Raw genomic sequence first — 16,996 nt, forward strand, 5'->3', positions numbered from 1 at the left:
CTGAATAAGTGCAGCGTGGAAACTTTTACAGCGTCAAATTTGCGTGCCTGTAGGCAAGGATGCACTAAATTCGTGCAAAGAAACAACACGTCATTATTGTGTCAACCTGATGCCCGATTGCCGATCTTCTGCCAGATAGTCAACTTGTCATCAAACGACATCTGCGCATTGGCTGGCGATGATGACGGCAATACCAGGGTGTCGAAGCCTGCCGTGCGAAAACGCTGCTCTGATTTTCCGGAGGTTTTGCCATTGAAGCAGACGCGCACGAGGTGCGGGCAGTGCCGCTCCAGAACGCTCAATTCATTGGCCTGAGCCTGGCGAATGGCAGCGTCGAGGCTGCCCTCACGCTTGCAGGCAGCAACGGTGTCCCACAAGCCGATCTGGTGAGCAAGCAGGCGCGCCAACCGCCCGTCGTAATCGGTATCGGCAAGAGGCTCACCGATCACTGCAGACATCAGCCGCCAGAACTGATTTCTTGGATGGGCGTAGTACTGCTTTGCCGCGAGTGACGCCTCACCGGGAAAACTGCCAAGAATGACAATACGGGTCCGTTCATCGACCACGGGAGGCAAGCCAACTAGCATGGGTACGGCGTCGTTCGCAGTGAATTGGTAGAAAGAACACGTGGCGTCGATGACGGGTGCAAGACAGGTGAGCACACATGCGGGTGCGCCCGCCATGGCTGCATTGTAACGCTGCCACGCACACGCCGCACCGCAGCGGCGTGCGAATAACCGGCCGCTGCCGTCAGCGGCCGGTCCGGCGACTGCGCCGCCCTACTTCATCCACACCGCGTAATTGCTGCCCGACGTCTGCAGCACCCAACCCGTGCCGGCCGGGCTCCAGGCGTTCGGCCCGATCTTCATCGCGAGCTGGCGCGTGTTGCCCGTGACGACTGCCGCATACAATCCCTGCGCTGCCTGCTGGATCGCCACCGGCGACGTCGATGTCACGCCAGCCGCCCGGCGTGCTGCCATCAGCGCAGCGATCGGGGTCTTCAGGCCCCAGTTGTAGATGTGCGGGTAGTACACGGTCGGAATGCCCGGGTGGCTCAGCACATAGGCGTAACCCTCCATCACCGCGCCACACGGCACCGCCCAGTGGTTCTGGCCGTTGCCGCAGCTTTCGGACGGACCGGTGTCGTGGTTGTCGACGAAGGTCACTGCCATCGCTGGCCACCAGCCAATAGCGCCCTGCGGCTTGCCGGCGGCATCCTTCAGGCGCCAGTAGTTGCCGTTGGCCAGTGCGTCGTTGAGCAGGCCCTTGGTAGTGAAGTCGAATGCGCCGCAGCTGTTGCTGGTCCCGTTAATCCAGTTCATGATTTCCTGGCGGTGTGCATCGACGTTGTTCAGGTTCAGGTCGTTCCACAGCTCGCCGACACAGAACTCGGCGTTGAAGGCATTCGCATACTGCCCGACGTAGCTGGGGCTGAAGCCGCGTACATAGTCCACCCGCATGCCGGTAAAGCCCACGGGTTTGAGCGTGTAGTTCAGCCACGTGGTGATGCCGTTCTGGACTTCGCCGACGTTGCGGTGGTCCAGGTCGCGCCCACCGTTGAAGCCGAGCGCCGTATCGGCGCTGCCCAGGCCGCAGTTGCACTCATCGTTGTTGACGATCGAATACGTGGTCCAGTTGGGATTGGTGAAATCCGACCAGCCGGTGGTGCCGACGCGGTGGTTGACGACGACGTCGGCCACTGCCTTGATGCCGCTGTTCGTGAAGGCGCGCACGACGTTGGTCAGTTCGGCCGAGCTGCCATAAGCGGAATTCAGATTGTTCAGCTGGCGCGGCAGATAACCCTGCGAGGCCGCCGAATCGGACGGCGGTGGGAACCAGACGTGGCTAAAGCCCATGGTCTTCAGCTCGCCAACATTGCCCTGCAGGGTGTTGTACCAGTTCGGGCTCCTGGCGCTCGACGAGTTCCAGTGGAAGCCCTGCAGCAGCACGGCTGAACTGTTGCCCGCCTGGGCAGGCGGGGTGGCGGCCAGGGCCGGGTTGCTCAGTGCCACAACGCTGGTGGCAAGCATGGCGATGATGCTTTTCTTCATTTTGTCTCCTCCGGTGTAATTGATGTGTTTCAGTCCTTCAGGACATCGACGGACGTACTGTTGGTCACGTAGATAAACTACGTAACCGGTTGCCGTGGTCTCTGAGCGGACACTTTCGGCCCACAGATTCTGTTCTTGTCGTTTAACCGAGTCAATTGAATCTGAATATTTTTGTAGTTTTGCTACACCGACGAAAAAAGCGGCGGTGCGTTCACACGCACCGCCGCAAAGGGCAAACAATTTTTATTCAGGGATCAGCGTTGCGCCACCGCCGCATTCACTGGCTGCGTCGCATCCCAACCGCCGCCCAGCGCGCGAATCAGCGCCACTGTCGTCAATGCGCGCTCGCCGCGCAACTGCACCGCCGTACGCTCCACGACCGCCAGGTTGCGCTGGGCGTCGAGCAGTTCCAGATAGCTCGAGCGGCCGGCGTCGTACAGCTTTTGCGCCAGATCGGCCGAGCGGCGCGCCGAGACCACGGCCGCGTCGATCTCACCGGCCTGCCCTGCCAGGATGCGCAGGCCGGCCAGGTTGTCCTCGACCTCGGCAAACGCCACCAGCACGCTCTGGCGATAGGTACCCACCGATTCTTCGAGCACCGCTTCGCTGCGCACGATGTTGTTGCGGTTGCGGCCACCGTCGATGATCGGCATCGAGGCCAGAGCCCCGAGCACCCACGAACGGCTGCTCCACTTGAACACTTCCGAGAACACGCCGCCCACGCCGCCGCCATCGGCATTGATGGTCAAGGCAGGGAACATCGCCGCGCGCGCCACGCCGATGCGGGCGTTCGACGCTTCCATCGCGCGCTGGGCGGCAACAATGTCGGGCCGGCGCTCCAACAGCGATGATGGCAGGCCGGCAGGAATTGCCGGCATCAGGCTCGCATCGAGCAACGGGCTCGGACCGGCCACGTAATCGGCTGCCGGTTTGCCCAGCAGGACTGCGAGCGCGTGCTCGGTCGTGGCGCGCTGGCGCTGCACGCCGATGGCTTCGGCGCGCGCCGTGGACAGCTCGGTGCGGGCCCGCGACAGATCGAATTCACCGATGTCGCCCAGATCGAAGCGGCGCTGCGTGACCTTGATGCTTTCTTCACGCAGCCGCACCGTGTCGGCCAGCGTCACCAGCTCGGCATCGAGCGCGCGCAGCCTGAAATAGGTCTGCGCAACGTCGGCCTGCAAGGCCAGCAGCACCGAGCGGAAGTTGGCTTCGGACGTCGCCGCATCGCCCCGCGCCGCCGACACGCCGGCTGCCACGCGGCCGAACAGATCGACTTCGTAGCTGGCCGACAGGCGCGCGCTGTAGCTGGTGTAAGCATCGGTCCCCACGCCTTGCGGCAGGTTCGATTCGCGCGGCGACAGGCGTGCACGCTGGGCGCCGATGCCCACGCCGACCTGCGGGATGCGGTCCGCTTCGGCGATACCGGCAATCGCGCGCGCCTGCTTGACGCGGCTGGCCGCAACCGACAGGTTGGCATTATTGGCGGCGGCTTCGTCGATCAGAGCCGTGAGGGCCGGATCATTGAAAGCCAGCCACCATTGGCCGCGCGGCTGCTGCTCGGCCGGCTGCGCCGGCTTCCAGCGCGCGCCGTCGATGCCGGCTACTTCCGCTGCCGGCACTGGTGCCTGCGACTCGCGGAAGGCGTCCGGCGTAGCGATGTGCGGCTGCACGAAGTCGGGCGTGGCGCAGGCCGTCAGCAGCAGCGCCGCCAGCAGGGGCGCGACGCCCTTTGCAATCATCGTATTCATCAGTGCACTCCTTCTGCGCTGTGCGCCACCGCAGGCGCGGTGTGCGCGGGTTTTTCAAAACGCTTGGCCAGCGAGCGCAGCAACACGTAGAACAGCGGCGTGAGGAACAGGCCGAAGAAGGTCACGCCCAGCATGCCCCAGAACACGGCGACACCGATGGCGTGGCGCATCTCGGCGCCCGCGCCGCTCGAGAACACCAGCGGCACCACGCCGGCGATGAACGCGATCGACGTCATCAGGATCGGCCGCAGACGCAGGCGACTCGCTTCCAGCGCAGCTTCGACGACGCTGCGGCCATGGTCTTCCAGCTCGCGGGCAAATTCGACGATCAGGATCGCGTTCTTCGACGCCAACCCGACCAGCACGAACAGTGCGATCTGCGTGAACACATTGTTGTCGCCACCGGTGAGCTTGACGCCGATGAGCGCGCACAGGATCGACATCGGCACGATCAGGATCACCGACAGCGGCAGCGTCCAGCTTTCGTACTGGGCCGCCAGCACCAGGAACACCAGCAGCACGCACAGCGGGAACACATAGATCATCGTGTTACCCGACAGGACGTCCTGGTAGGTCAGCTCGGTCCACTCATACGACACACCCTTTGGCAGAACTTCCTTGGCGATGCGTTCCATCGCCGCCTGCGCCTGGCCGGAAGACACGCCGGGCGCCGCGCCGCCATTCATCTCGGCCGACACATAGCCGTTGTAGCGCGTCACGCGGTCCGGACCATACGTGTCCTTCACGCGCATCATCGACGACAGCGGAATCATTTCGCCCGTATTGCTGCGCACCTTGAACTGCTCGATCTGCTCGCGCTGCGAACGGAACGGCGCGTCGGCCTGCACCCGCACCTGGTACGTGCGGCCGAACTGGTTGAAGTCGTTCACGTACAGCGAGCCAAGGTTCACCTGCAAGGTCTGGTTGATGCTCGCCAGCGGCACGCCCAGCTGCTTGGCTTTCACCCGATCGATGTCCGCGTACAGCTGCGGCACGTTGATCTGGAAGCCCGAGAACACGCCGGCCAGTTCCGGCGTCTGCGCGGCCTTGGCCGTCAGTGCCTGGACTGCCTTGTTCAGCTCTTCGTAGCCGACGTTGCCGCGGTCTTCGATCATCATCTTGAAGCCGCCCGTCGTACCGAGGCCATTGACCGGCGGTGGCGACAGCACCATGACGAATGCATCTTCGACGGCGCCCATGCGCTTGTTGATCTCGGCGGCGATGGCTTCGGCGCTTTTCGCCTTGTCCTTGCGCTGGTCGAACGATTTCAGGCCGACGAACACGATGCCAGCGTTCGGCGCATTGGTAAAGCCGTTGATCGACAGGCCCGGGAAGGCGATCGACGATTCGACACCGGGAATCTCCTGGGCGATCTTCGACATCTGGCGGATCACGGCGTCGGTGCGGTCGAGCGAAGCGGCGTCCGGCAGTTGCGCGAAGCCGATCAGGTACGCCTTGTCCTGCGGTGGCACGAAGCCCGGCGGCACTGCCTTGAACATGAACACCGCAGCCACAGCCAGCGCCAGGTAGACAGCGACCGAAGCGCTCTTGCGACGCAGGACACCCTTCACGCCATGTTCATAGCGCACCGACGAGCGGCCGAAGAAGCGGTTGAAGGCGCCGAAGAAGCGACCCAGCACGGCGTCGATCATGCGCGTCAGGCGGTCTTTCGGTGCGTTGTGCGGCTTCAGCAAGGCAGCCGACAGGGCCGGCGCCAGCGTCAGCGAGGCAAACGCCGAGATCACGGTCGAAATCGCGATGGTCAGTGCGAACTGGCGATAGAACTGGCCGGTCAGGCCCGACACGAACGCGATCGGCACGAACACGGCGCACAGTACCAGCGCGATGGCGATGATCGGGCCGCTGACTTCCTTCATCGCCTGGATCGTCGCATCGCGCGGATTCAGACCATCGGCGATATTGCGCTCGACGTTTTCCACCACCACGATCGCATCGTCGACCACGATACCGATGGCCAGCACGAGGCCGAACAGCGACAGCGTATTGATCGAGAAACCGAAGGCCAGCATCACGGCAAAGGTACCCACCACCGACACCGGCACGGCCAGCAGCGGAATGATCGAGGCGCGCCAGGTCTGCAGGAAGATGATCACCACCAGCGCAACCAGCACCACCGCTTCGAACAGCGTCACGATGACCGAGTTGATCGACTCGCGCACGAACTGGGTCGGGTCATACACGATCGAGTACTTCACGCCTTCCGGGAAGTCCTGCGACAGCGCTTCCATCGTCGTGCGCACGTCGGCGGACAGCTGCAGATCGTTCGCGCCAGGGGCGGCAAAGATCGGGATCGCGACGGCCGACTTGTTGTTCAGGAGCGAGCGCAGTGCGTACGAGCTCGAACCGAGCTCCATGCGCGCGACATCCTTGAGCAGCGTGGTGCCGCCTTCGGCATTGGTCTTCAGGACGATGTCGCCGAATTCGTCGGTGCTTTGCAGGCGCCCCTGCGTGTTGACGGTGAGCTGGAAATCAGCGTCCTTGGCCGGCCCCTGGCCGATCACGCCGGCCGCGACCTGCACGTTCTGTTCGCGGATCGCGTCGATGACGTCGCCCGCGCTCAGGCCGCGCGCGGCGACCTTCTGCGGATCGAGCCAGATACGCATCGCATAGTCGCCCGAGCCGAACAGCTGGACTTCGCCCATGCCCTTGATGCGGGCCAGCTGGTCCTTCACGTTCAGCACCGCGTAGTTGCGCAGGTACAGGTCGTCGTAGCGGCCATCCGGGGAGTTCAGGTGGACCACCATCGTCAGGTTCGGCGACGACTTCACGGTCGTCACGCCGATCTGGCGCACTTCTTCGGGCAGCCGTGGCAGCGCGCGCTGCACGCGGTTCTGCACCGCAGTCTCGGCCTGCTCGACATCGGTGCCGATTTTAAACGTGACGGTCAGCGCCAGCGCGCCGTCGGACGTGTTCTGCGACGACATGTACAGCATGTCTTCGACGCCGTTGATCTGCTCTTCCAGCGGCGTGGCCACCGTTTCGGCGATGACCTTCGGGTTCGCGCCCGGATACTGGGCGCGCACCACCACCGATGGCGGCGTGACTTCAGGGTACTCGGAAATCGGCAGCATGAAGATCGAGATCAGGCCGGCGACAAAGATGATCACCGACAGCACGACCGCGAAGATCGGTTTGTCGACAAAGAATTTAGGAAAGTTCATGGTGACTTATGCTCCCGTTGCGGCCGCTGGGGTGGCTGCGGCCGCAGCCGGTGCGGCGTTGGCCACCATCGGCACGACCTGCGCGGCGATCGGAGCGCCCGGACGCACGCGCTGCAGCCCGTTCACGACGATCTTCTCGCCTGGTTTCAGGCCTTCGCGCACGATGCGCAAGCCATCGTCCAGGGGCCCGAGTTTGACGCTGCGGTATTCGGCCTTGCCATCCTTGTCGACGACATACACGAACTTGCGGTCCTGGTCGGTGTTGATGGCGCGGTCGACGATCAGGATCTGCGGGGTCGGCGCACCGCCGGCGATCTGCACGCGGGCAAAGAGGCCCGGCGCCAGCGCGCGGTCGGTGTTGGCTAGCGTGGCGCGCATGCGTACGCTGCCACTGCGGCTGTCAAGCTGGTTGTCGACGAATTCGAGCTTGCCACTGTGCGGGAAGCCTTCTTCGCCGGCCAGGCCCACCTTTACGTCCACCGGCTGGCCGGCGTTGGTGCGGCGCGACACGCGCAGGTAGGTGGATTCATCGCCATCGAAGCTGGCGTAGATGCGTTCGAGCGAGACCACCGAGGTCAGGACTGCAGTGGCATCCACCAGGTTGCCCAGGGTGATCTCGGCTTTCGACACGCGGCCGTCGATCGGCGACGTGACACGGGTGTAAGCCAGGTTCAGGCGCGCCGTTTCGTGCTCGGCCTGGGCGGCGCGCACGCTCGCATCCAGTTCTTTCTGGCCGGCCGAACGTTCGTCGAACTCGCGCTGGGCGATGGCCTTGTCGGCCAGCAGGCGCTCGGCGCGCTGCAATTCCAGGCGTGCCAGGTCGGCGCGTGCCTGTGCAGCCGCGGCGACGGCCTTGGTGCGGTCGGCTTCGGCCTGATACGGCCGTGGATCGATCACGAACAGGACCTCGCCCTTTTTCACTTCGGCGCCCGGCTTGAAGTTCACGGCCGTGATGTAACCCGACACGCGGGGGCGGATTGCAACGACTTCGATCGCTTCCAGGCGACCGGAGAATTCCTGCGTTTCGGTCACGGCGCGCTGAATGACGACGGCGCTCGTGACTGGCGGCGCACTCGGTGCTGCCGCTGCCGGTGCGTCGTCGCTGGTGGCGTCCGCGCAGCCGGTGATACCGGCGCCCGCGAGACCTGCGATTGCCAGCGCGGCGATGATGACGCGCAGTTTGCCCATCCCTGATTGGTTATTCATGATTAACCCTTTTATTAGAAAAGATGAAGTACGACGATGAAGTACGACGATGAAAAAAAAGACAATAGAACCCCGTCCCGCGTCGCTGGCATGTCGGGCCAGACGAAACGCAGGCAAAACGAATCCCCTTCCGCGCCGGGGCGTGGAAAAATTTCTGTTATCTGATGTAGGGCCGGTGGCTTAGTCCGGCGGGTGGCTGTGCGTTATGTGCAGAGCAGGTGCTGCGACTGGGCGTTGTGATTCATTTGCACTCTCTTATTGTGATGAACTCTTACTTACCATTCTGGCGGCACCTGTAGGGTGGATGGCTACGCCGTCCACGCGTTCAAATCCATATGGTTTTGTGGCACGCCATCGTCCGTCGAACGCGTGGACGGGAAACCCGCCTCGCCGGCCGCGTCCACCCTACGGCGGCATCAAGCCCCCTGCCGCCCCTCCAGCCGCGCCAGGAAGTTGGCAATCTCGCCCATCGCCTGCCATTTGCAGGCGCATTCATTGCGGCCGTTCGGGTCTTGCAGATCGGCGGGCGCCATGCGCCGCACCGTGGTGCAGATGCCCGCATTGATCAGTTTTGCGCCATACAGCTCGGCTTCATCGCGCAGCGGGTCGTCTTCGGCCGACAGGATCAGCGCCGGTGCCAGGTTCTTCAGGCGGCTCGAATGCAGCGGCGCCGCGTAGGGATGCGAGCGGTCAGCGGCATGGGGCAAATAGCCGCGATAGGCTTCGGCGCAGATCGTGGCGGCCTTTTCGCGGTCGGAGCATTGCGTAAGCTGGCGCATCGAACCGGTGCTCAGGGCCGGATCGAGCATTGGCATGACCAGGATCTGGCCAGCGAGTGCCGGACCACCTCGATCACGCGACATCAGCGCGCACACGGCCGCCAGGTTGGCGCCGGCTTCGATGCCGGCCGTCACCAGCAGCTTGCCGTTCCAGCCAAGCTTGGTCTTGTTCTTCTTGGCCCACTGCAGAACCGCATGCGCATCCTCGACGGCGGCCGGGAACGGGCTGACGGTGGCCAGCGTGTAGCTCGGCGCCAGCACCAGCGGCAGGTGATCGCATTCGGCCAGCGAGCGCAGGAAGTCGTCCGCCTCGTCGAGGTCGCCGCTGTCGAAGCCGCCGCCGTGGTAGAACACGACGAGCATGTCGCGCTTGGCGGCCGGGCCGGCAGCGTACAGGCGCGCCGGCAGCGGGCCGGTGGCGCCCGCAACCTCGAGGTCGCGTACCTTCAGCGCGCGCTCCGGCATGTCGCCCACGGCATTCATCGCGGGACCTGCCCGAGCTCGAGTTCGACGATGCGTTCGTCGACGACGGCGCAATCGCCGACGCAGCTCATCTGCATCTGCATCGACAGCGCCCGCACGCCGCGTGCTTCGGCGCCGGCGGCGCGGGAGTAAGCATCCGTGCAAAGCAATCCCGCCAGCGCGACGCCGCTAAGCGTGACTGCAACCGTGGTAAAAATGCCATCTCGAATACTCATGTCCTGCTCCGTCTTCTCAAGTAAATACTTTGTTGCGATGCACACATAATAGTCTTGATCCCCAATCGGATAAAGATGACAATACCGAATTGATTGTTCAGATTCCTGAACAATGTCACCAATTTCAAATCAAAATCCGGATGAACAAGCTGCAAGCCATGGAAGTGTTCGTGCAAGTCGTCGATGCGGGCAGCTTCACGCGCGCTGCCGACACGCTGCAAATGCCCAAGGCGACGGTATCGACACTGATCCAGGCGCTCGAAACGTCGCTCGCCTCGCGCCTGCTCCACCGCACGACCCGCCACGTGTCCGTCACATCCGATGGCGCCGCCTATTACGAGCGCTGCGTGCGGATCCTGTCGGACGTGCGCGACGCCGAAGAATCGCTCACGCGCCACCGCTTCAGCCCGAGTGGCCGGCTGCGGGTGGATGCGCCCACGGGCCTGACCTGCGAAATCCTGATCCCGGCCCTGCCCGATTTTTTCGCGCGCTATCCCGATATCACGCTGGAGATGGGCAGCACCGATCGCCCGGTCGACCTGGTCGAGGAAGGCGTCGATTGCGCCGTGCGCGGTGGCGACCTGATCGACAGCAACCTGATTGCGCGCCGCGTTGGCGTGATCAACTTCGTCACCTGCGCAGCGCCCTCGTATATCGAGCGCTTCGGTATGCCGCTGCATCCGAACGATCTGGAGCGCCATCGCTGCGTCAATTATTTTTCTTCCAAGACGGGCAAGGTCAGCGGCTGGGATTTCACCCGCGACGGCGAGCGCATCGAGGTCATGCTGCCCGGCGCCATCGCGCTCAATGACTCGAATGCCTATATCAAGGCGGGCCTGGCAGGCCTCGGCGTGATCAATATGACCGACTATCTTTTGTCCGAGCAGCTCGCGACCGGCAAGATGGTGCGGCTGCTGCCGGATTGGCGCTGCGATCCGATTCCCGTCCACGTGGTGTATCCGCAGAATCGCCATTTGTCCGCCAAGGTGCGCGTATTCGTCGAATGGATCGCCGAGCTGTTCGCGAACCATGCCCATCTGCGCGTGCAACCGGCCGACACCATGGCGCCCACGCCGGCGCTGCCGCCACGATAGGCCGGCGAATGGGGGACAGCGGCGGTAGAATCGTCCTTACAACAATACAGGGAGACGCCGCCATGTACACCGCATCCACGCCCCGCGCCATCGATGTCCTGCTGGCGCGCTATGGCGAAAGCCACCGCAATCCCGTCAATGAACTGATCCACATCGTCTGCATCCCGGCAATCGTGTTCAGCATGCTGGGCATCCTGTGGGCGATCCATCCCGCGATGGCGCTGCTGGTCATGGCGGCGGCACTGGTGTATTACGTGACCCTGTCGCGCACGTTTGCCCTTGGAATGGGCGTGATGGCCGGCGCCATGCTGCTGGTGCTGACCATGTTGCCGGATGGGACCGTGCTGCCGACGTCGATCGGCGTGTTCGTGGCGGCCTGGCTTGGCCAGTTCGTCGGCCACCATATCGAGGGCAAGAAGCCATCGTTCTTCGACGATCTGCGCTTCTTGCTGATCGGGCCGCTGTTCGTGCTGAGCATCCTGTACCGGCGCATCCGGCTCGCGTGGTGATGTTGCATTTCTACTACATCGGCTGCTTGGGTCGATGAACTGATGCCGACAGGACCTTAGCGGGCCATCTATACTCCCGCGATGTCTTCCCCCATCCTCTTTACCATCGCGTCCCTGATCTGGGGCTCGACCTTCTGGGCCATCACCTTGCAACTGGGACACACCGCACCGGCGGTGTCGGTGGCCTACCGTTTCTTCCTTGCCGCCGCTGCCTTGTTTGCCGTATGCATCGCACGCCGCGAACGCCTGAGCCTGCCTTGGCGCACGCACCGCTGGATGGCGCTGCAGGGCGGCCTGACGTTCGGCATTTCGTATATCTGCACCTACCACGCGGAGCAGCATGTTGTCTCCGGCCTGGTGGCCGTGATGTTTGCGCTGATGGTGTTCTGGACGCCCATCTGGAGCCGCCTCTTCTTCGGCAGCGCCATCAACCGCCGCACCTGGACCTGCGGCGCGGCCGCCACGGTGGGCGTCGCGCTGCTGTTCTGGCACGCCATTGGCGACGCCTGGCAGGCGATCCAGGCTGGCGGCAACGGTCACTTCATTGCGGGCGTCGTGCTGGCGCTGGCCGCGACCATGGCCAGCGCGGGCGGCAGCATCGTCGTCACCAAGGTCAAGCAGCAGTGCGCGAACCTGCCGCTGACGATGGCGTGGTCGATGCTGTGGGGCGCGTCGATGGTGACGCTGTGGTCGCTCGCGAACGGCGACGCCTTCACGCTGCCCGACAGCGGCACCTACTGGGCCGGCCTGTTTTATCTGTCGATCTTCGGCTCCGTCATCGCCTTCTTTGCCTACTTCACGCTGATCGCCCGCATCGGCGCCAACAAGGCCGTGTACGTCACCGTCGTCACGCCCGTGCTGTCAGTACTGCTGTCGGTGCTGCTTGAAGACTACCGCCCCGGTGCGCTCGAATTTCTTGGCATGATCGTTTGCCTGGCGAGCGTGGCCTGGGCCGTGCGTGCGCCTGCGCCGAAGATCGTCCAATCCGCTAACCTGAACAATCCCATCGAATCACCATGACCGCTGCCCCATTTTCCATCCGCCCTGCCCGCCCAAGCGACGTCACCCACATCCACGCCATGATCGTGGAACTGGCCGTGTTTGAAAAACTCGAACACATGGTGGTCGCCACCGAAGCGCTGCTGCACGAAGGCCTGTTCGGCGCGCATCCATCGTGCGAAGCCATCGTCGGCGAAGAGAACGGCGAGGTGGTCACCTTCGCGCTGTTCTTCCATAACTTCTCGACCTTCCTGACCAAGAAAGGTTTGTACCTTGAAGACCTGTATGTGAAGCAGGCGCATCGCGGCAAGAACATCGGCACGCGCATGCTGCAACGGCTGGCGCAGCTGGCGGTCGAGCGCGGCTGCGGGCGTTTCGAGTGGTCGGTATTGGACTGGAACGAGCCTGCAATCAATTTCTACAAGGCGATGGGCGCTGACGTGATGCCCGAGTGGCGTATCTGCCGCGTGACGGGCGAGAGCCTGACGGCGCTGGCCGAACGCAGCTGATGTCGGCTGATTCGGCTGACGCTAAATCCGACCGACAAAGAAAAACCCACGACGCGTTGGCGCCGTGGGCAAACCCATTTTGGCAAATGGGGAGGGGAGAAGTTGAATCACGAGAAGGACTATAGCCAGCGATCCTTAACGATTGATTAAGCCTTACATTTGCTTACGGCCGTCGCCGTTTTTTTTTTACACGTCTTTAGATTCATGTTCTCCGAAACGTAGATGACAGCCTTGCGGGCGATCAAGCGCTCAACCGATGGTGCGCAGGACGCCGCCATGGATGACAGCCTGGCAGGGATTCAAACCCATCGCGTAGGCGAGATCGGCGGGGCGCGCGATGTTCCATAACGCCAGGTCGGCGCGCTTGCCGACCGTGAGCGTGCCGATCTCATCCTGCAGACCGAGCGCACGCGCGGCGTGCGCGGTCACGCCCAGCAATGCTTCTTGCGGCGTGAGGCGCCACAGCGTGCACGCCATGTTCAGCGCCAGCAGCAATGACGTCAGCGGCGAGGTGCCGGGATTGCAGTCGGTGGCCACGGCCATCGGCACGCCGGCAGCGCGCAATGCATCGATGGGAGGCATGACCGTTTCGCGCAGATAGTAATAGGCGCCCGGCAGCAGCACGGCCACCGTGCCGGCGCGCGCCATCGCGGCGATGCCCTCTTCGCTCAGATGTTCCAGATGATCGGCAGACAAGCCGCCATGGCGCGCCACGAGTGCGGCGCCGCCCTGGTCGGACAACTGCTCGGCATGGAGCTTGACGGGCAAGCCCAGCGCCCGTGCCTTGTCGAACACGCGCGCGGTCTGCGCATTGGTAAAGCCGATGCGCTCGCAGAATGCATCGACTGCATCGACCAGGCCCTGCTCCGCCAGCGCGGGCAGCATGACGTCGCAGACCTCGGTGAGGTAGTCGTCCGCGCGCGCCGTGAATTCGGGCGGCAGCGCGTGCGCGCCCAGAAACGTGGTGACAACGCGCACCGGCAGCAGTTCGCCGATGCGGCGCGCCGCGCGCAGCATGCGCTCTTCGGCATCCAGTGCCAGACCGTAGCCCGACTTGATCTCGAGCGTCGTCACGCCTTCGGCCAGCAAGGCCTTCACACGCGGCAGGCTGGCCGCGACGAGTGCATCGATGTCGAGCGCGCGCGTGGCGCGTACGGTGGCCATGATGCCGCCACCCTGGCGCGCGATGTCTTCATAGCTGGCGCCGTTCAGGCGTGCTTCCCATTCGTCGCTGCGGTTGCCGCCATGGACGATGTGCGTGTGGCAGTCGATCAGGCCGGGCGTGAGCCAGGCGCCGCCGCAGTCATGTTCGCGCGCGGCCGGCGGTGCATCGCTTCGCGCGCCGATCCAGGCGATGCGGCCATCCTTGACCGCCAGCGCGGCGTCGTGCAGCACGCCATAGCCGTTGTCCATCGTGGCCAGGTGCACGTTGGACAGCAGCAGGTCAGTCATACATTCCCATGTCGTCATCGTCCTCAGAGTAGTAGTGGACGTCGACGATATAGATGGTGGCCTGCCCGGCCTCGAGCGTCCACACGGTGCCCTGGTCGAGCACCACCGCGTCGTAGCGCACGAGGCCAATGCGCTCGTTGTCGCTGGCCAGCTGCAGGCTGTCGCCTTCGGCCAGGAACAGCACCGTGATCTCGGCGCGCGCGATGAAGGTCGAGTCGCCGCTCAGGCGCCGCCGCCCGAACTGGTGATAACAGCGCTCGCTGCGCGACATGACATTGAAGTCGGTCGTCGGCCCGCGATTGAGCTTGGCCCGCACTTCGGAGCTGCCGTCGAACGCCACGACCGGCTCGGCGTGCGTGATCAGCGTCGGCTCGCCATCGATATGCAAGGTCATGCCGTGCCCGTGGACCAGCGCCAGCGTGCGGTCGACGCCCTCGAACTGCGAGAACGCGCCGTCTTCAGCGATGGTGGCGAGGCTGACGCGCCAGTCGAAATCGTCGAAGCCGGCATCGAGCGGGCCGATCGCGATCTCGGTCGTGTTGCCGCCGCCGTTCTTCCACGGTACCGGGGCCAGGCCTGCAAACGGAATCAAGACAGTCATGTGGTCACCTTTCTAAGAACGCAAATCCCTGAGCGCCTGGCGGTAGCGCGCCGCAATCGCCTCCTGCGCCCGATGGCGGCCGCTTTGCACCACCCAGCGGCCGCCACACAGCACGTCGCGCACGAGGTTATCGTTACCGCAAAATACCATGCGGCCAAGGACCTCGGCGTGGTCAACGCCGTCGAGGTTCGGATGCTGGGCATCCAGCACCAGCAGGTCGGCGCGCCGCCCTGCCGCCAGTGCGCCGACGCGCCGGCCAGTGGCCTGCGCGCCACCAATCAACGCAGCTTGCCACAAAAAGTCGCCGACGCTGCGCTGCGCTGGCACGTGCGCCACATTGCGCTGCCGGTGCTGCAGGCGCTGGCCGTATTCGAGCCAGCGCAATTCTTCGACGGGACTCTGCGATACATGGCTGTCGCTGCCGATGCCGAAGCGCCCACCGGCGGCGATGTACGGCGCCAGCGGAAACAGGCCGTCGCCCAGGTTGGCTTCAGTGGTCGGGCACAGGCCGGCCACGGCGCTGCTGGCCGCCACCGCCGTCACTTCGGCCACATCCAGGTGGGTGGCGTGCACGAGGCACCAGCGTTCATCAGGCGCAAGCTGGTCGAACAGGTAGGCAACGGGCCGCTGGCCCGTGTGCGCGATGCACTGCGCCACCTCGGCCTCTTGTTCGGCGATGTGGATGTGCAGCGGCCGCGCGGCGGGCAAGCCGGCTGCCAGCGCGCGGATCGCATCGATGCCGGCCGCGCGCAGCGAGTGCGGCGCAGCGCCCACTTCGAGCTGGCCGCTCCGCAGCGGCGCCAGGCTCTCGACGATGCCCAGCACGTCGTCGACGTCCGTGCGAAAACGCGCCTGCCCCGGCGTGAGCGGCTGCGCGCCGAACCCGGCGTGGCTGTACAGCACCGGCAGCAGCGTCACGCCCATGCCGGCCAGTTGCGCGGCCGCGGCCACGCGCTCGGCGGTTTCGGCGGGCCGCGCATAGCTGGCGCCGTCGACCGCGCGCTGCAGGTAATGAAACTCGCAGACCGATGTGTAGCCATGACGCAGGCACTCAGCGAACAGCTGCGCGGCGATGGCTTCGATTTGCTCGGGCGTGATGCGCGCGGCGAAGCGGTACATCAAGTCGCGCCAGGTCCAGAAGCTGTCCGGCCCTTCGCTGCCCCTTTCGGTCAGGCCGCCCAGCGCGCGCTGGAACGCGTGTGAGTGCAGATTGACCATCCCCGGCAGCACGTACTCGGCGCGCGCCACGTTCAGCGGCGGGCGCGCGCCGGGCGCAACCTGCGTCAGGTCGCCCCCGCTGTCCCACTCCAGCAGCACGTCGCGCTGCCAGCCCTGCGGCAGCAGCGCGTGGCGCGCGAACAGCGCTGTCATGGGCGCACCCAGTCGACGGCGGCCTTGACCATGTCGCGCAGCAGCGGCTGCAGCGTCGCAGCGACCGCTGGCCGGTATTCAAACGGCGGCGCTTCGTTCATGTACAGGTACTGGCATTTCTCGAGCTGGATCGCGTGCACGCCCGATGCCGGCTGGCCGTAGTGGCGCGTGATGTGGCCGCCCTTGAAGCGGCCGTTGAGCGCGATCGAGAAGCGCTCCTGCGCGCGCGCCACGTCCAGCACCGCGGCTTCGAGGCCCGGGGCGCAGGACGTGCCTTCGGCCGTGCCGAAGTTCAGGTCGGGCAGCTTGCCGTCGAAAAAGCGCGGGACAACAGAGGCGATGGAGTGCGCTTCCCACAGCACCACGCGCCCGTGCTCCATCTTCAGGCGGTCGAGCTCCGCGCGCAACTGCGCGTGGTACGGCTGCCAGTAGCGCGCCAGGCGCCGCTGCACCTCGGCCCCGTCGGGCGCCATGCCATCGTGGTACAGGCGCTCGCGCCCGAACGTGTCGAGCGGGCACAGGCCGGTGGTGTCCAGGCCCGGATACAGGTTCGTGTCTTCGGGCGGGCGATTCAGGTCGATCAGGTAACGCGACCAGCGCGCCGAGATGGTCGAGATGCCCATCTCTTCGAGAAAACTGTACAGCTCGGGCAAGTGCCAGTCGGTGTCGGCGCGCGCAGCGGCGCACGGCGCCAGCGTGTGCGCTACCTCGTCGGGAATATCGGTGCCCGCATGCGGCATCGATACCAGCATGGGAAGCCTGCCTGCCTTGAAGCGAAATTCCATCGCAACTCCCTG

15 protein-coding genes are annotated in these 16,996 nt (G+C 64.6%); 4 read left to right on the forward strand and 11 right to left on the reverse strand.

Features of this window, described 5'->3' with window-relative positions; translation table 11 throughout:
• Nucleotides 1-101: 101 nt before the first annotated feature.
• The 7 genes from AC56LH_RS16655 to AC56LH_RS16685 all read right to left on the reverse strand — a co-directional run bounded on the left by AC56LH_RS16655 (nt 102) and on the right by AC56LH_RS16685 (nt 9,664).
• Nucleotides 102-587 (reverse strand): DNA-deoxyinosine glycosylase, encoded by a 486-nt coding sequence (locus tag AC56LH_RS16655; RefSeq protein ID WP_499648503.1) that lies wholly within the window; start codon nt 585-587, stop codon nt 102-104.
• A 192-nt stretch (nt 588-779) separates the two neighbouring features.
• Complete coding sequence (locus AC56LH_RS16660) at nt 780-2,051, reverse strand: glucan 1,4-alpha-maltotetraohydrolase domain-containing protein (RefSeq protein ID WP_499647831.1); 1,272 nt, start codon at nt 2,049-2,051, stop codon at nt 780-782.
• Between the two features lie 254 nt (nt 2,052-2,305).
• The gene (locus AC56LH_RS16665; protein WP_499647832.1) at nt 2,306-3,799 is read right to left on the reverse strand and encodes an efflux transporter outer membrane subunit; all 1,494 of its coding nucleotides are present in this window, start codon (nt 3,797-3,799) and stop codon (nt 2,306-2,308) included.
• Complete coding sequence (locus tag AC56LH_RS16670) at nt 3,799-6,981, reverse strand: efflux RND transporter permease subunit (protein WP_499647833.1); 3,183 nt, start codon at nt 6,979-6,981, stop codon at nt 3,799-3,801. Before AC56LH_RS16670 ends, AC56LH_RS16665 begins: the two co-directional genes overlap by 1 nt.
• A 6-nt stretch (nt 6,982-6,987) precedes the next feature.
• Complete coding sequence (locus AC56LH_RS16675) at nt 6,988-8,187, reverse strand: efflux RND transporter periplasmic adaptor subunit (RefSeq protein ID WP_499647835.1); 1,200 nt, start codon at nt 8,185-8,187, stop codon at nt 6,988-6,990.
• Between the two features lie 416 nt (nt 8,188-8,603).
• Nucleotides 8,604-9,449 (reverse strand): alpha/beta hydrolase, encoded by an 846-nt coding sequence (locus AC56LH_RS16680; RefSeq protein ID WP_183556212.1) that lies wholly within the window; start codon nt 9,447-9,449, stop codon nt 8,604-8,606.
• Nucleotides 9,446-9,664 (reverse strand): hypothetical protein, encoded by a 219-nt coding sequence (locus AC56LH_RS16685; RefSeq protein ID WP_258835739.1) that lies wholly within the window; start codon nt 9,662-9,664, stop codon nt 9,446-9,448. Before AC56LH_RS16685 ends, AC56LH_RS16680 begins: the two co-directional genes overlap by 4 nt.
• A 140-nt stretch (nt 9,665-9,804) precedes the next feature.
• Between AC56LH_RS16685 and AC56LH_RS16690 the strand changes: the two genes are divergently transcribed.
• The 4 genes from AC56LH_RS16690 to AC56LH_RS16705 all read left to right on the forward strand — a co-directional run bounded on the left by AC56LH_RS16690 (nt 9,805) and on the right by AC56LH_RS16705 (nt 12,775).
• Nucleotides 9,805-10,758 (forward strand): LysR family transcriptional regulator, encoded by a 954-nt coding sequence (locus AC56LH_RS16690; protein ID WP_499647837.1) that lies wholly within the window; start codon nt 9,805-9,807, stop codon nt 10,756-10,758.
• 62 nt (nt 10,759-10,820) lie between these two features.
• Entirely contained in the window at nt 10,821-11,267 is a 447-nt protein-coding gene (locus AC56LH_RS16695; protein WP_499647839.1) for an Mpo1 family 2-hydroxy fatty acid dioxygenase, read from the forward strand.
• An 81-nt stretch (nt 11,268-11,348) separates the two neighbouring features.
• Nucleotides 11,349-12,287, forward strand: a complete 939-nt coding sequence (locus AC56LH_RS16700) for a DMT family transporter (RefSeq protein WP_499647841.1) — start codon at nt 11,349-11,351, stop codon at nt 12,285-12,287.
• A complete protein-coding gene (locus AC56LH_RS16705) occupies nt 12,284-12,775 on the forward strand; it encodes a GNAT family N-acetyltransferase (protein ID WP_499647843.1) in 492 nt (163 codons plus the stop codon). Before AC56LH_RS16700 ends, AC56LH_RS16705 begins: the two co-directional genes overlap by 4 nt.
• Before the next feature lie 249 nt (nt 12,776-13,024).
• On the opposite strand, the gene hutI is transcribed toward AC56LH_RS16705, so the two are convergent.
• The 4 genes from hutI to hutG are packed head-to-tail and all read right to left on the reverse strand — an operon-like array spanning nt 13,025 to nt 16,984.
• Entirely contained in the window at nt 13,025-14,227 is a 1,203-nt protein-coding gene (gene hutI, locus AC56LH_RS16710) for an imidazolonepropionase (protein WP_499647845.1), read from the reverse strand.
• The gene (locus tag AC56LH_RS16715; RefSeq protein WP_499647847.1) at nt 14,220-14,828 is read right to left on the reverse strand and encodes a HutD/Ves family protein; all 609 of its coding nucleotides are present in this window, start codon (nt 14,826-14,828) and stop codon (nt 14,220-14,222) included. The genes hutI and AC56LH_RS16715 overlap by 8 nt, the downstream gene beginning before the upstream one ends.
• A gap of 12 nt (nt 14,829-14,840) precedes the next feature.
• The gene (locus AC56LH_RS16720) at nt 14,841-16,199 is read right to left on the reverse strand and encodes a formimidoylglutamate deiminase (RefSeq protein ID WP_499647849.1); all 1,359 of its coding nucleotides are present in this window, start codon (nt 16,197-16,199) and stop codon (nt 14,841-14,843) included.
• A complete protein-coding gene (hutG, locus tag AC56LH_RS16725) occupies nt 16,196-16,984 on the reverse strand; it encodes an N-formylglutamate deformylase (protein WP_499647851.1) in 789 nt (262 codons plus the stop codon). The genes AC56LH_RS16720 and hutG overlap by 4 nt, the downstream gene beginning before the upstream one ends.
• Between the last annotated feature and the right edge of the window lie 12 nt (nt 16,985-16,996).

This window comes from Telluria sp. LT1R51-2 (genome assembly GCF_059685775.1).